The sequence below is a fragment of the Azospirillum sp. TSH64 genome, from assembly GCF_003116035.1.
In the GTDB taxonomy this organism is placed as follows: domain Bacteria; phylum Pseudomonadota; class Alphaproteobacteria; order Azospirillales; family Azospirillaceae; genus Azospirillum.
The window spans coordinates 4,344,124-4,357,478 of the sequence record NZ_LGQW01000015.1 but is presented as its reverse complement, the minus strand read 5'-3'; the positions used below and the strand labels follow the sequence as shown (position 1 = coordinate 4,357,478).

Here is a 13,355-nt window from a genome sequence, read left to right as displayed (position 1 = left end):
AGGCCCTTGAAGCCGTTGTGCGGCGGTGTGTCGCATCTTTGTATGGATTTCTTTCCGAGGTATCCATACATTCTGGCGACTTGCACGAAGCGCATCCGGAGTCCGGGCATGCCAGCTTTCCACCGGCCGCCATTGCCGGATGGAAATAACACCGCACATTGTCGTCGACCGGAGACGACCATGTGGCAGGCCCTCTTGAGCGGAAAGCAGAACGACGGGACAGCGAAAATGGATAGCGGAAACCCGTGCATCGGCCTCTGCCGCTTCGGCGGCGACGGCAACTGCCTGGGCTGCCATCGCACCAAGGCGGAGGTGAAGGGGTGGAAGCGGCTGGGCAACGCGGCCAAGGCGGCGATCAATGCCAGGATCGCGGCCAACTCCCGGCGGGGCATCGAAGCCGGACCGGCCGAGGAAAAGGTGCCGCGCAAGCGGCTGCGCAAGCTCGACAGGAAGATCGGCAAGCTGGAGGCGAAACTCGCCCTGTTGCGGGAGGAGCGCGGCCAGCTGGTCGACCGCCCTGGTCAGACGCCCGAAAGCTCTAGGTAGAATTCGGCCGTTCCGCCTAGCGGGATGCCACGCTCAAGACTGCTATAAAGCTCGTTCGTGAAGACACTGAACAGAGCACCCAAGCGTCGATGCCATGGCCAGCCCTCCGTCGTAAAAGCCGGTGCGAAAGGACCGGGGGAGCCGGCGGTCCCGCCCGCAGGCTGGGCGCCCTCCTGACGGCGTCGCTGGCCCTGGCCCCGCATGCGGCATCGGCCCAGACGGTCGAGGATCTGTCGACCCTGTCGCTTGAGGAACTGGGGACGATCAAGGTCACCTCCATTTCCAAGCGTCCCGAGCGGTTGAGCGACGCGGCGGCGGCAGTCTATGTCATCACGGCGGAGGACATCCGGCGCTCCGGCGCCACCAGCCTGCCCGAAGCGCTGCGGCTGGCCACTAATCTGGAGGTCGCCCGGCTGAACACCGCCGGCTACAGCGTCAGCGCGCGCGGTTTCAACTCGCCGGAAGCCGCCAACAAGCTTCAGGTGATGGTCGACGGCCGCAGCGTCTATTCGCCGGTCGCCTCCACCGTCTTCTGGGAAGCGATCAACGTCCCGCTGTCGGAGATCGAGCGGATCGAGGTGGTCAGCGGCCCCGGCGGCACGCTGTGGGGCGCCAATGCAGTCAACGGCGTCGTCAACGTCATCACCCGGCCCGCCGCGGACAGCCAGGGCGGTTTCGCCGAGATCGGCGCCGGCTCCGGCGAGCGGAACGGCACCCTGCGCTACGGCGTCAAGGCCGCGGACGGCGGACTGGCGTTGCGCGGCTATCTGACCGGCTTCGACCGGCGCAGCAGCTTCGCAGCGGTGCCGGGCGACGTGACCACCGATGCCTTCGACGGCTCGCAGGCCGGGTTCCGGCTGGATGGGGTCGCGGCTGGGGGTGCTGCTTCCTACACCCTGCAAGGCGATCTGTTCCACAACCATACGGAGTGGCTCGACACCTCGCTGCATGGCGGGAACCTGCTCGGGCGCTGGACGCACAGGCTGGACGACGGGTCGTCGGTGCAGCTGCAGGCCTATTACGACCAGCAGACCCGCGATTATGCGGTCGCGACCGACCGGTTGGAGACCGTCGACGTCCAGGCCCAGCACAATCTGGCGCTGGGCAGCCGGCACCAGCTGGTCTGGGGCGCGCAGTACCGTGTGTGGCAGTCGGCCTTCCGCTCACGGGTGTCCCTCGGTTTTCCGGAGGATGACGCGACGATCTCACTGGGAAGCCTGTTCGCCCAGGACGAGGTCACGCTGGCGCCGAAGCTGAAGCTGACGGTCGGGATGAAGGCGGAATACAACAGCTATTCCGGCTTCGACATCCTGCCCAATCTGCGGCTCGCCTGGCGGCTGTCGGACGACCACTTGCTGTGGACGGCGGTCAGCCGGTCGGTGCGCACGCCGTCGCGCGTCGACCGCGAGCTGTCGGGGGCGGGCATCCTGGCGCCCTCGCCCGATTTCCAGTCGGAGCGGCTGGTGGCCTATGAGGTCGGCTATCGCGGCCGGCCCGTGGCGAACAGCCGGGTGGCGCTGTCCGCCTTCTACAACGTCTATGACGACCTGCGCACCACCAGCCTGACTGACGGCGGCCTGCCGATCATGCTGCGCAACGATATGGAGGGAAACACCTACGGTATCGAAGGCTGGGGCAGCTATGGCCTGACCAGCTGGTGGACCCTGCATGCCGGGGCCAACTGGCTGCACAAGAACCTGCGGCTGAAGCCGGGGGCGAGCGACCTGTCCAACTTCCAGGCCGCCGGCCAGGATCCGGCCTATCAGCTTCAATTGCGGTCGCAGATGAACCTGACGCCGGAGGTGGAGTTCGACGCCACCCTGCGCCGGGTCGGACGGGTCGCGGTGTCGAACGTCCCGGCCTATACCGAGGCCGACCTGCATCTGGGCTGGCACGTCACCCCGTCGCTGGAGCTGTCGCTGTTCGGCCAGAATCTGCTGCATGCCCGGCATCTGGAGGCCTACGACCCGTCCAGCACCACGCCGCGCGCCATCGGGCGGAGCGTCTATGCGCGCATGCGGGCGGGGTTTTGAGCATGGAGGAACGGACCCTCCGCTGGTGCAGTCCGCTGGCGCTGAGCCTGGTGATGGTGCTTGCAGGCGCGCCGGTGTCGATCGCATCGGCAGAGCCGCTGGAAGCGGCGGTGAAGGCGACCTTCCTCTACAAATTCATCGCCTTCGTCGCCTGGCCGCCGGGCGCCTTCGCCACGGCGGACAGCCCGTTCCGCCTCTGCGTGGAAGGGCCGGACCCGTTCGGCGACTTGCTGGACCGGGCTGTCGCCGGACAGAGCGCCGGCGGACGGCCGATCCAACTGATGCGCCGGCCGCAGTTCGAAAAAGGGTCGGGCTGCCATCTGCTGTATGGGACACTGGCGATGGACCGGCTGCGCGGCGAGCCTGTTCTGACGGTCAGCGATGCCGATGCGCCGGGCGGATCGGCCGCCGGGGCGGTTATCACCTTCGTGCTGCAGGAGGACCGGGTCCGTTTCGCCATCGACGCGGCGGCGGCCCAGGGCAACCGGCTGGCGATCAGTTCCAAGCTGATGAGCCTTTCGGTGCGGCCATGAGGAAGCAGGAGAGCGGAACGTGACCGATCTGGCCGGATTCTGGCGGCACACGCCGCGCCTGACTCTGCTGGCCATGGCCGTGCTGCTGATCGCCGGCGGTCTCATGGCGGTCGCCAGCGAAACCGCCTATCGCGAAGAGAAGGTCGGCGACGTCGAGGTGCAGACCCGCATCCTGGCCATCACCACCACCGCGGCGCTTAGCTTCAACGACAGGCCAACCGCCGGTGAGTATCTGACGGCCTTGTCGGCCAGCCCCGAGTTCGAGGCCGCCGGTATCTATGACGCCGGCGGCACCCTGTTCGCCGCCTACACCGCGCCTGGAATGAAGCCGGTGCCCCCGATGGCCGAACCGCCGGGCCATCATTTCGACGACGACACCCTGACGGTCAACGTGCCGGTGATGCAGGACGGGCACCGCATCGGCAGCGTGTCCCTGCGCACGGAACTGGAGCCCTTCGCCCGTCGGGCCGAACGCTATGTCGGCATGGCACTGCTGCTGGCGATGACCCTGTTGATCGTGCTGGTGCTGGGTGCGGCCCAGGCGGCGCTGACGCGGGCGAACCATGACCTGGCGGAACGGGCGCGCGACCTGTCCGCCGCCAACAGGGCGCTGAACGCCGAAATCGCCGAGCGCGAGAGGGTTGAGGCCGCCCTGCGCCAGAGCCAGAAGATGGAGGCGATGGGCCAGCTGACCGGCGGCATCGCCCATGACTTCAACAACCTGCTCCAGGCGCTGTCCAGCTGCCTCCAGCTGGTCGGGCGGCGGGCGAAGGAGCCGTCGATCCAGCCGCTGCTGGAAACCGGCCAGCAGGCCATCGACCGCGGCGCCAAGCTGGTGCAGCAGCTGATGGCCTTCGCCCGTCGCCAGACCCTGCGGCCGGAGCCGATGGATGTCCGCGACCGGCTGCTGGGCATGGCCGACCTGCTGACCCGCGCCATCCGCGCCGACATCACGCTGGAGACGCAGGTGGAGCCGGGGCTTTGGCCGGTGGAGGTCGATCCGACCCAGTTCGAGCTGGCGATCCTGAATCTCGCCGTCAATGCGCGCGATGCCATGCCCGAAGGCGGGCGGCTGCGCATCACCGCCCGCAACCGGCCAGTCGACGGAGCCGGCGGCGATCTGGTGCAGGTGACGGTCAGCGATACCGGCACCGGGATGGAGGCGGAGGTGAAGGCCCGTGTCTTCGAACCCTTCTTCACCACCAAGGAGGTCGGCAAGGGCTCCGGACTCGGGCTGGCGCAGGTGTATGGCTTCACCCGCCAATCGTCGGGCCGGGTGGAGATCGACAGCGCGCCCGGCCAGGGCACTGCCGTCTCGCTGTTCCTGCCGCGGACGGTCAAGCCGGTGGCGGCACCCGCGAAGGAGCGGTCGCTGGACACCGCGCGCGGGGCCGGCCGGCGCCTGCTGCTGGTGGAGGACGACCCCATCGTCGGCAGCATGGTGGCGGCGGCACTCGACGAGATGGGCTATGCCGTTCTGCGCGCCGGCAATGCCGAGGAGGCGCTGGTGCTGTTGAGCGACCGGGCCCTGCTGATCGACATCCTGTTCAGCGACGTGGTGATGCCGGGGGCGATGAACGGCATCGATCTGGCCCACACCGCCCGGCGCCTGCGCCCCGGCCTGCCGGTGGTGCTGACCACCGGCTACAGCGAGGACATCGCCCGGACCGAAGGGGTAAGGGTGCTGCCGAAACCCTACCGGGTCAGGGAGCTTGCGGAGCTGCTGGAGGCAGCGCTGGGAGCGGGCGTCAGGGTTCGCTGAGGAAGGACCGGATCGCCTCGACCACCTCCTCTTCGCATTCGCGGTGCGGGACGTGGCCGGTGTCGCGCAGCAGGCGGACGGTTCCGCGATCCGCGGCGATGCGGGCCGGATGTTCGGCCGATCCGTATTCGTCGCGGTCGCCATGCAGGGCCAGAACCGGGCAGCGGACCTTGGCCAGGGCGGCGTCCAGGGTCCAGTCGGCGAAGGCGGGGGACAGCCAGCTTTCGGTCCAGGCATCGACCGTCCAGCGCGCCTTGTCGCCCTGGTATCTCGCCAGCCGGGCCAGCTGGGCCGGGTCCTGGAAGCCCTGCTTCGCCTCGCGGATGCCGTCCAGCGTGCGCTCCTCGACGAAGGCCTGGGCTGCGACGGTCACCAGCGCGCGGCAGCGGGAGGGGAAGCGCGCCGCCGTCTCCACCGCCATGCCGCCGCCGACGCTGTGGCCGCAGACGACGAAATCGCCGATGCCGAAACGGTCGAGCAGGAGGGGAACGGTGTCCCGCGCCTCCGCGGCGACGAAATCGCGGGGCAGGGTGCCGGGGTGGGGATCGGACCGGCCGAAGCCCAGCCGGTCATAGGCGACCACCCGCCTTGCGGTCGCGGCGGCAAGGCGGGCCGGGAAGCTGCGCCAGAGATCGACGCAGCCGAGCGAATCGTGGAACAGCAGGATCGGCGGCAGCCCGCCGGCCACGGCGGGCGTCCAGTCCTTCACGTAGAGGCGGCCAAGGTCTGTGGGTATCAGGCGGTCCTGCTCGTCGACGGCGCTGGTCATGGTGTCCGGTTGCTGGCGCAGTGGGATCGGACGGCAGGATAGCATGAATGGCGCGCGTCAGGCCCGTGCCCGCAGATAGGGTGTCATGCGCCATTCCGCGTGCTTGATCAGGCGGGTGGCGACGAAGTTGATCAGCAGGTAGAGGATGCCGGCCACGATGAAGATCTCGAAGACCGCGAAGGTCTGGGCGATCATCCGCCGCGCGACGCCGGTGATCTCCATCATGGTGATGGTGCTGGCGAGCGAGCTGGCCTTCACCATCAAAATCACCTCGTTGCCATAGGCCGGCAACATCTGGCGGATCGCCATCGGCAGGACGATGCGGCGGAACAGCCGCACCCGCGACATGCCGCAGGCTCGTGCCGCTTCCACCTGCCCCTGCGGCACCGTCTCGATGGCGCCGCGCAGGATTTCACTGGTGTAGGCCCCGGTGTTGAGCGCCAGCGCCAGGATGGCGCACCACATCGGCTGGCTGAGGACGGGCCAGAGGACACTGTCGCGGATGAGGTCGATCTGGCTGAGGCCGTAATAGATCAGGAAGATCTGCACCAGCAGCGGCGTGCCGCGGAAAATGAAGGTGTAGGCCGAGGTCAGCGCCACCGCCACCCGGTTGCCGGACAGGCGCAGGAGCGCGGTGGCGAAGGCCAGAACGGCCCCGAAGGCGAGCGCCATCGCCACCAGCTGCAAGGTCAGGGGCAGGGCCGCCAGAAGGCGCGGCAGGCTGTCCCACATCAAGGTCCAGTTCATCGTCAGGCCCTCCGCACGCCGCGGCTGGCATAGCGCTCGGCCTGCTGGAACGCCGTCGTAGAGACGGTGGTCAGCGCAAGGTACAGCAGCGCGGCGACGCTGTAGAACAAGAAGGATTGCCGGGTGGAGCCGGCGGCGGTGTGGGCGACGCGCATGATCTCGGCCAGGGCGGTGACGGAGATGAGGGCGGTGTCCTTCAGCGTCAGCTGCCAGACATTGCCCAGGCCGGGCAGGGCGAAGCGCAGGGTCTGCGGCACCAGAACCCGTCGCAGGATGCGCCAGCGCCCCATGCCGCAGGCCCGCGCCGCCTCGATCTGGCCGTAGGGCACCGATTTGACGGCGCCGCGGATGACCTCGGTCGAATAGGCGCCGGAGATCAGGCCGACGGCGGCGACACCGATGGAAAAGGCGTTCAGCTCGATGAGGCCGCCATAGCCGAAGATTCCGGCCACCGCCATGATCATGCCCGAACCGCCGAAGAACAGCAGGTAGATCACCAGCAGTTCGGGCACGCCGCGCACGGCGGTGGTGTAAAGCTCCGCCAGACCCCTCAACACCAGGCTGTCGCTGAGCTTGGCGGCGCCGGCGGCGGCCCCGAAGGCGAGACCCAGCAGGAAGGACGACAGCGCGACCGCGATGGTCATCGCCGTCCCGGACAGGAGCTGCGGCCCCCAGCCGTGCAGCCCGGTGGTGAGAAGGTCCAGCATTGCGGTCACCGCACCGAAACGTCGTAGCCGAAATGCTTCTGGCTCAGGGTCGCGATGGTGCCGTCCTTGTTGGCATCGGCGATGGCCATGTCGAGACGGCCCTTAAGCTCGGCATCTGCCTTGCGCAGGCCGACGCCCATACCTTCGCCCAGCACGCCGCGCGTCATCGCTGGGCCGAACAGCGTCATCTTGTCGGTGCCCGCGGCGCGCATCAGCGCCTCGACCGGCGAGCGGTCGCCGAAGATCGCATCGACGCGGCCGGCGGCCAGATCGATGGCGGCGTTGTCGATCTTGTCGTAATTGCGCACCGTCACGTCCGGCAGATACTTCTCCAGGAAATCGACCTGGATGGTGGAGGTCTGGACGCCCACCGTCTTGCCCTTCAGCAGCTCCGCCAGCTTGGCGACCGCCGGCTTGGCAGCCGCCTCGTCGGCGAGGTCGACACGCTCTGCGCCTACGCCGGCACCGGCCAGCTTGGAGGATTTCAGGGTGGCGAAGGTGGATTGCTCGGTGCCGTAGGGGCCGGCGAAGGCGATGACCTTCTTGCGTTCGTCGGTGATGGTCATGCCGGCCATGATGGCGTCGATCTTGCCCTGCTGCAGCGACGGGATCATGCCGTCCCAATCCATGGCGATCAGCTCGCAGTCCGCCTCGATGCGCTTGCACAGGTCCCAGGCGAGGTCGATTTCGAAGCCGACCAGCTTGCCCGACGAATCCATGCCGTTCCACGGCGCGAAGGCGCCTTCGGACGCGATGCGGATCTTCTTTGCATCCTTCGCCATCGCCGGAACGGCGCTGCCGGCGGCCAGGGCGCCCAGCACCAGGGCCAAAAGGATCTTCTTCATTGGTGTTGCTATCCTGTGTTCGTTTGTCCGCTCGGGTCCGGCTCTTGCGATCCGTGCCGGCCGCGGAACGGCGGACTTTGGCACAGGCGTCCGTCGGCCGTCATCGTCGCGAAAGCCGGCAAGCCTGCGCTTGTGTGGCGCACCCCCCTTTGGAGGGAGATGCGAGGCCGCTCAGGCGGCGGAGAGGCGGCGGGAGAGGAACTGGCGCACGCGGTCGGATTCGGGGCTGGTCAGCACCCTGTCGGGCGCCCCTTCCTCCTCGATCCGGCCCTGGTGGAGGAAGACGACCTTGGACGAGACCTCGCGGGCGAAGTCCATCTCGTGCGTCACCAGGATCATGGTGCGGCCTTCATCCGCCAGCTGGCGGATGACGCGCAGCACCTCGCCGACCAGTTCGGGATCGAGCGCCGAGGTCGGTTCGTCGAACAGCATCACCTTGGGCTGCATGGCGAGGGCGCGGGCGATGGCGGCGCGCTGCTGCTGGCCGCCCGACAGCTGGATCGGATAGCAATCGGCCTTGCCCAGGATGCCGACCTTGTCCAGCAGGCTGCGTGCGAGGTCGATCGCCTCGCCCTTCGGCACACCCAACACATGGACCGGTGCCTCGATCACGTTTTCCAGAATGGTCATGTGGCTCCAGAGGTTGAAGCTCTGGAACACCATGCCGAGGCTGGTGCGGATGCGGTCGACCTGACGGGAATTGGCCGGCAGGGTCCGCCCGCGCGCCGTCTTCATGGCGATGGTCTCGCCGCAGATGGTGACGCGCCCTTCATCGGGGACTTCCAGCATGTTGATGCAGCGCAACAGCGTGCTCTTGCCGGACCCAGAGGAGCCGATCAGCGTGACGACATCGCCTTCGCGGGCGGTAAGCGACACGCCCTTCAAGACCTCCAACGATCCGAACCGCTTGTGGATGCCGTCCGCCTGGACGGCGACCGTGGCGGCGGGGTTGGAGGGAGGGTGGCGGTGTGCCGGACCGTCCCGGTCGACGCTGGCGATAGGATCGATGGCGATGCGATGCTGGTCCATGCGGCGTCCCGGTTTCGTTGGTGACGCGGAGCATCAGCGAAGCGGACGGCAGCGGGAAGAGGAAAAAGTGACAGAAGACTCGGCCAAACCTGCCAGAATGGAAGCTTGGACTGCGCGGATTGGCAAGTTGCGGGTGGCCTACAGCCGGGCGCGGGTGCTGCGCGGGGTGTTCAGCAGAAGGTTGGTTTCGCTGGTGGTGATGCCGGGGATGAGCCGAATGCGGCGCAGCACCCCGTCGAATTCCGGCAGGCTGCCGGCCGACAGCTCGACGATCAGGTCCCAGCGCCCGTTGGTGCTGTGGATCTCCATGATCTCGGGGAAGCCGCTGAGCGTGCGGACGACCCGGTCGGTGGCCTGCCCCTCCACCTCGATCAGCATGATGCCGCGCACCGGCGCCTCCACCGTGTCGGCGCGCAGGATCACGGTGTAGCCGGTGATGATGCCGGAGCTTTCCAGCCGCTCCATCCGCGAGCGCACCGTCGCCCGCGAGACGCCGAGTTCGATGGCGAGGTCGGAGATGCTGCGGCGGCCGTCATGGCGCAGCAGGGTGATGAGCTTCTCGTCGAGCTGGTCGAGCGTCATGGTTGAGGCACTCCGACATTATGGCAAGCTTGGCTGTTCAGTTTGGTAGGCGGATTGGCGACATTTGTCAAATTGTCCTGTCCGTTCCGCCGGACGCCTGTGGTTTGCTGGTGAGAGGAACAGGCAAGAGACCAAACAATGTCCTACCACAAGACCAAAACGAAGCAGTGCCGGCTGGTCGGCGTGCCGGTGCAGGATGGGGCGGGCCGGCTTGGCTGCGAAATGGGACCGAGCGCCTACCGCACCGCCGGCATCGCCAAGGCGCTGTCGGACCTGGGCCACAGCGTGACCGACCTGGGCAACGTGGCGCCGCTGCCGCAGCGGCCGATGGCGCATGGCAACGCTGCGCTGAAATTCCTGCCGGAAGTGGCCGGCTGGACCGCGGCGCTGACCCAGGTTGCGTACGAGGCGAGCGCCGGGCAGGACGCCATGCCGATCTTCCTGGGCGGCGACCACAGCCTTGCCGCTGGCACCCTGACCGGGCTGGCGCAGCGCGCCGCCGAGATGCGACGCCCGCTGTTCGTGCTGTGGCTGGACGCGCACCCGGATTTCCACACGCTGGAGACGACGGAGAGCGGCAACCTGCATGGCGTGCCGATGGCCTACGCCACCGGGCTGGCCGGCTTCGACGGGTATTTCCCGCCGCCGCCGGCGCGGCTCGACCCGCACAATGTCTGCATGATGGGCATCCGCAGCGTCGATCCGGCCGAACGGCGGGCGCTGGAGACCTCGGGCATCACCGTCCACGACATGCGCAAGATCGACGAGCACGGCATCGTCGCCCTGCTGCGCCCGTTCCTGGAGCGGGTGGTTGAGGCCGACGGGCTGCTGCATGTCAGCCTGGATGTCGATTTCCTCGATCCCGGCATCGCACCCGGCGTCGGCACCACGGTTCCCGGCGGCGCCACCTTCCGCGAGGCGCACCTGATCATGGAGATGCTGCACGACACCGGTCTGGTCAGCAGCGTCGATCTGGTCGAGCTGAACCCCTTCCTGGACGAGCGCGGCCGCACCGCGACCCTGATGGTGGAACTGCTGGCGAGCCTGATGGGGCGCCGCGTTCTCGACTACCCCACCCGCAGCTTCTGAGCGAATGGAGCGTTTGACCATGATCCCGAACCTGAACCTCGTTCCCTTCGTCAGCGTCGACCACATGATGAAGCTGGTGCTGCACATCGGCGTGGAGCGCTTCCTGACCGAGCTGTCGGCCTATGTGGAGGAGGATTTCCGCCGCTGGGAGAGCTTCGACAAGACGCCGCGGGTGGCTTCGCACAGCGCGGAAGGCGTGATCGAACTGATGCCGACCAGCGATGGCCGCACCTATGGCTTCAAGTATGTCAACGGCCATCCCAAGAACACGCGGGTGGGGCGGCAGACCGTGACCGCCTTCGGCGTGCTGGCCGATGTCGGCAACGGCTATCCGGTGCTGATGACGGAGATGACCATCCTGACGGCGCTGCGCACCGCCGCGACCTCCGCCGTGGCGGCAAAGCATCTGGCGCCGAAGGATGCCAACTGTATGGCGATCATCGGCAACGGGGCGCAGGCGGAGTTCCAGGCGTTGGCCTTCAAGGCGCTGCTGGGCATCCGGAAACTGCGGCTCTATGACATTGATCCCGTCGCGACGCAGAAATGCGTGCGCAACCTGCGCGACCAGGGCTTCGAGATCACCGCCTGCACATCGACCGAGGAGGCTGTGGAGGGCGCGCAGATCATCACCACCGTCACCGCCGACAAGCAGTATGCCACCATCCTGACCGACAACATGGTTGGGGCGGGCGTGCACATCAACGCGGTCGGCGGCGACTGCCCTGGCAAGACGGAGCTTCACCGCGACATCCTGCTGCGGTCGGACATCTTCGTCGAATATCCGCCGCAGACGCGGATCGAGGGCGAAATCCAGCAGCTTGCCCCCGACCATCCGGTGACGGAGCTGTGGACGGTGATGACCGGTCAGGCGGTGGGGCGGCGCGACGCGCGGCAGATCACCCTGTTCGATTCGGTGGGCTTCGCGACGGAGGACTTTTCCGCCCTGCGCTATGTCCGCGACAAGGTGGCAGGGACCGGATTCTACGAGAATCTGGACATGCTGGCCGATCCCGACGAGCCGCGCGACCTGTTCGGCATGATCCTGCGCGCGGCGAAGCCGGCCCCGGTGGGCGAGGCGGCGTAGGGAAGACTCACCCCGCAGCTTCCCCCTCCGCCAGCGCCTGCTCGGCGCCGAGTTCCTCAAGGTCCAGCTCCGCCTCCAGCCGGTGCAGCACCGTGTCGTGGATGCGGCCGCCGCGGTGCAGGCCGAGGATCTCCGTGCGGGCAGCGCGGTTGGCGGCGAGAACGGCGGCGAAATGCTCGCGCCGGTCCTCCGCCAGCATGCCTTCGCTCTCGTGAAAGCGTTCGGCCATCGTCGCCCGGTGGCCGTACTGTTCAAGCAGGCGCGGATGGCGTTGGCGTCCGTCCGGTCTGTCGGAGCGCTCACGCACCGCTTCCAGCGCTGCCTGCGCCATGCGGATGCGGGCTTCGGATTCCGACAGGGTCGGGCGGCGCTCCAGGGTGAAGCCGCCCAGCCGCATCCTGCGGATCAGCGGGGCGAGCGTGGTCGCCTGACCCAGGATCGACACCAGGATCACCGCCCAGGTGGTCGCCAGGATGATGTCGCGGCCGGGAAACTCCACCGGAACCGACAGGGCGACGGCAAGGCTGACCACGCCGCGGATCGCCGCCCAGCCCATGATCACCGGCACCGCCACCGACGGGTAGGGATCGCGCCGCCGCAATGCCGGGAAGAGGAAGCGGGGCAGGTAGGTCGAGGGGAAGAGCCAGGCGAAGCGCGACAGGATCATCGCCAGGGTGACGGCGACGATCATCGGCAAGAGGTTGGTCAGGCCGGTGCCGGCGGCCTCCAGCCGGCCCAGCACGCCGCGCAGCGACAGGCCGATGATGATGAAGACCATCGATTCCATCAGGAACACCGCCACCGCCCACACCGCGTTGGCATGGGTGCGCAGCTGTGCGGTGAACAGGTCGTGCTGGCGGCGGCCCATCACCAGACCGCAGCCGACGGTGGCGAGCACGCCCGACACCTCCAGCGCCTCGCCGCCCAGATAGCTGCCCCAGGCGGCGAGGAAGCCGCCGACGATGCTGAGCGGCACGTCGCGCAGGCGCCCCAGCAGCAGTGCCGCGATGTGGCCGAAGACCACGCCGGCCACCACACCGCCGATGGCCAGCCACAGGAACTCCAGCGAGGCATGGCCGGCCTCGAAGGTGCCGGTCATGCCGGCGGCGATGGCGATGCGGAACAGCACCAGCCCGGTGGCGTCGTTCACCAGGCTTTCGCCTTCCAGCAGGGTGACGATGCGGGGCGGCAGCGGCAATCCCTTCAGCGCCGCCTTGGCGGCGACCGCGTCTGGCGGCGACAGGATGGCGCCCAGGGTGAAGCAGGCCGCCCAAGGGAGCGACGGCATCACCAGATGGGCGGCCACCCCGACCGCCAGCGTGGTGAAGGCGACCGCTCCGACCGCAAGCTGGAGGATGATGCGCAGGTTGGCGCGGAAGTCGCTCCACACCGTGAAATAGGCGCTGGCGAACAGCAGCGGCGGCAGGAACAGCAGCAGGGTCAGGTCGGGATCGGGTGTGATCTCAGGCAGGCCTGGGATCAGGGCGAGTGCGATACCGCCCAGCACCAGCACGGCCGATGGCGGCATGCGCAGCCGCTTGGCCGCAAGTTCCAGCACGATGATCGCCGCCATCAGGCCGAGGACGAGTTCGAACTGACCGGATGGCGACATGCTGGGATCCGCTGTGC

General features: G+C 68.0%; 13 protein-coding genes. 6 read left to right on the top strand and 7 right to left on the bottom strand.

The genetic code is table 11. The annotated features are described in order from the left end of the window. Nucleotides 1–228 precede the first annotated feature (228 nt). From TSH64_RS21110 to TSH64_RS21095, 4 genes are all read left to right on the top strand, one after another. A complete protein-coding gene (locus TSH64_RS21110; RefSeq protein ID WP_109447979.1) occupies nt 229–546 on the top strand; it encodes a DUF1289 domain-containing protein in 318 nt (105 codons plus the stop codon). 89 nt (nt 547–635) lie between these two features. Further along, nucleotides 636–2,579: a TonB-dependent receptor gene (locus TSH64_RS21105; protein WP_109447977.1), complete on the top strand. Its 1,944-nt coding sequence runs from the start codon at nt 636–638 to the stop codon at nt 2,577–2,579. A gap of 2 nt (nt 2,580–2,581) precedes the next feature. After that, entirely contained in the window at nt 2,582–3,112 is a 531-nt protein-coding gene (locus TSH64_RS21100) for a YfiR family protein (RefSeq protein ID WP_109447975.1), read from the top strand. Nucleotides 3,113–3,131: 19 nt separating this feature from the next. Continuing rightward, nucleotides 3,132–4,874, top strand: coding sequence for an ATP-binding protein (locus TSH64_RS21095; RefSeq protein WP_247873071.1), 1,743 nt, complete (start codon nt 3,132–3,134; stop codon nt 4,872–4,874). Here TSH64_RS21095 and TSH64_RS21090 read toward each other — a convergent pair. From TSH64_RS21090 to TSH64_RS21065, 6 genes are all read right to left on the bottom strand, one after another. Then, on the bottom strand, nt 4,861–5,643 hold the full coding sequence (locus tag TSH64_RS21090) for an alpha/beta hydrolase (RefSeq protein ID WP_109447973.1): 783 nt from the start codon (nt 5,641–5,643) through the stop codon (nt 4,861–4,863). The two genes, TSH64_RS21095 and TSH64_RS21090, sit on opposite strands and share 14 nt — an antisense overlap. 57 nt (nt 5,644–5,700) lie before the next feature. After that, entirely contained in the window at nt 5,701–6,390 is a 690-nt protein-coding gene (locus tag TSH64_RS21085; protein ID WP_109447971.1) for an ABC transporter permease, read from the bottom strand. Between the two features lie 2 nt (nt 6,391–6,392). Beyond that, nucleotides 6,393–7,097, bottom strand: a complete 705-nt coding sequence (locus tag TSH64_RS21080; protein ID WP_109447969.1) for an ABC transporter permease subunit — start codon at nt 7,095–7,097, stop codon at nt 6,393–6,395. A 5-nt stretch (nt 7,098–7,102) separates the two neighbouring features. Then, nucleotides 7,103–7,942 carry a transporter substrate-binding domain-containing protein gene (locus TSH64_RS21075; RefSeq protein WP_109447967.1) on the bottom strand — a complete coding sequence of 280 codons (840 nt, stop codon included), beginning with the start codon at nt 7,940–7,942 and terminating at the stop codon, nt 7,103–7,105. A 171-nt stretch (nt 7,943–8,113) separates the two neighbouring features. Further along, nucleotides 8,114–8,971, bottom strand: coding sequence for an ATP-binding cassette domain-containing protein (locus TSH64_RS21070; protein WP_109447965.1), 858 nt, complete (start codon nt 8,969–8,971; stop codon nt 8,114–8,116). 138 nt (nt 8,972–9,109) lie between these two features. Then, complete coding sequence (locus TSH64_RS21065) at nt 9,110–9,553, bottom strand: Lrp/AsnC family transcriptional regulator (protein WP_098736358.1); 444 nt, start codon at nt 9,551–9,553, stop codon at nt 9,110–9,112. A gap of 138 nt (nt 9,554–9,691) precedes the next feature. Between TSH64_RS21065 and rocF the strand changes: the two genes are divergently transcribed. After that, complete coding sequence (gene rocF, locus TSH64_RS21060; protein ID WP_109447963.1) at nt 9,692–10,642, top strand: arginase; 951 nt, start codon at nt 9,692–9,694, stop codon at nt 10,640–10,642. A 13-nt stretch (nt 10,643–10,655) separates the two neighbouring features. Beyond that, nucleotides 10,656–11,726, top strand: coding sequence for an ornithine cyclodeaminase (locus TSH64_RS21055; RefSeq protein ID WP_247873070.1), 1,071 nt, complete (start codon nt 10,656–10,658; stop codon nt 11,724–11,726). A 7-nt stretch (nt 11,727–11,733) separates the two neighbouring features. Here TSH64_RS21055 and TSH64_RS21050 read toward each other — a convergent pair whose 3' ends face one another. Further along, nucleotides 11,734–13,338 carry a Na+/H+ antiporter gene (locus TSH64_RS21050; protein ID WP_109447959.1) on the bottom strand — a complete coding sequence of 535 codons (1,605 nt, stop codon included), beginning with the start codon at nt 13,336–13,338 and terminating at the stop codon, nt 11,734–11,736. Between the last annotated feature and the right edge of the window lie 17 nt (nt 13,339–13,355).

What these genes read in the sequence shown, in the direction of transcription:
- TSH64_RS21110 (WP_109447979.1), top strand. Translation starts at nt 229, where the DNA reads ATGGATAGCGGAAACCCGTGCATCGGCCTCTGCCGCTTCGGCGGCGAC.
- TSH64_RS21105 (WP_109447977.1), top strand. Translation starts at nt 636, where the DNA reads ATGCCATGGCCAGCCCTCCGTCGTAAAAGCCGGTGCGAAAGGACCGGG.
- TSH64_RS21100 (WP_109447975.1), top strand. Translation starts at nt 2,582, where the DNA reads ATGGAGGAACGGACCCTCCGCTGGTGCAGTCCGCTGGCGCTGAGCCTG.
- TSH64_RS21090 (WP_109447973.1), bottom strand. Translation starts at nt 5,643, where the DNA reads ATGACCAGCGCCGTCGACGAGCAGGACCGCCTGATACCCACAGACCTT.
- TSH64_RS21085 (WP_109447971.1), bottom strand. Translation starts at nt 6,390, where the DNA reads ATGAACTGGACCTTGATGTGGGACAGCCTGCCGCGCCTTCTGGCGGCC.
- TSH64_RS21080 (WP_109447969.1), bottom strand. Translation starts at nt 7,097, where the DNA reads ATGCTGGACCTTCTCACCACCGGGCTGCACGGCTGGGGGCCGCAGCTC.
- TSH64_RS21075 (WP_109447967.1), bottom strand. Translation starts at nt 7,942, where the DNA reads ATGAAGAAGATCCTTTTGGCCCTGGTGCTGGGCGCCCTGGCCGCCGGC.
- TSH64_RS21070 (WP_109447965.1), bottom strand. Translation starts at nt 8,971, where the DNA reads ATGGACCAGCATCGCATCGCCATCGATCCTATCGCCAGCGTCGACCGG.
- TSH64_RS21065 (WP_098736358.1), bottom strand. Translation starts at nt 9,553, where the DNA reads ATGACGCTCGACCAGCTCGACGAGAAGCTCATCACCCTGCTGCGCCAT.
- rocF (WP_109447963.1), top strand. Translation starts at nt 9,692, where the DNA reads ATGTCCTACCACAAGACCAAAACGAAGCAGTGCCGGCTGGTCGGCGTG.
- TSH64_RS21050 (WP_109447959.1), bottom strand. Translation starts at nt 13,338, where the DNA reads ATGTCGCCATCCGGTCAGTTCGAACTCGTCCTCGGCCTGATGGCGGCG.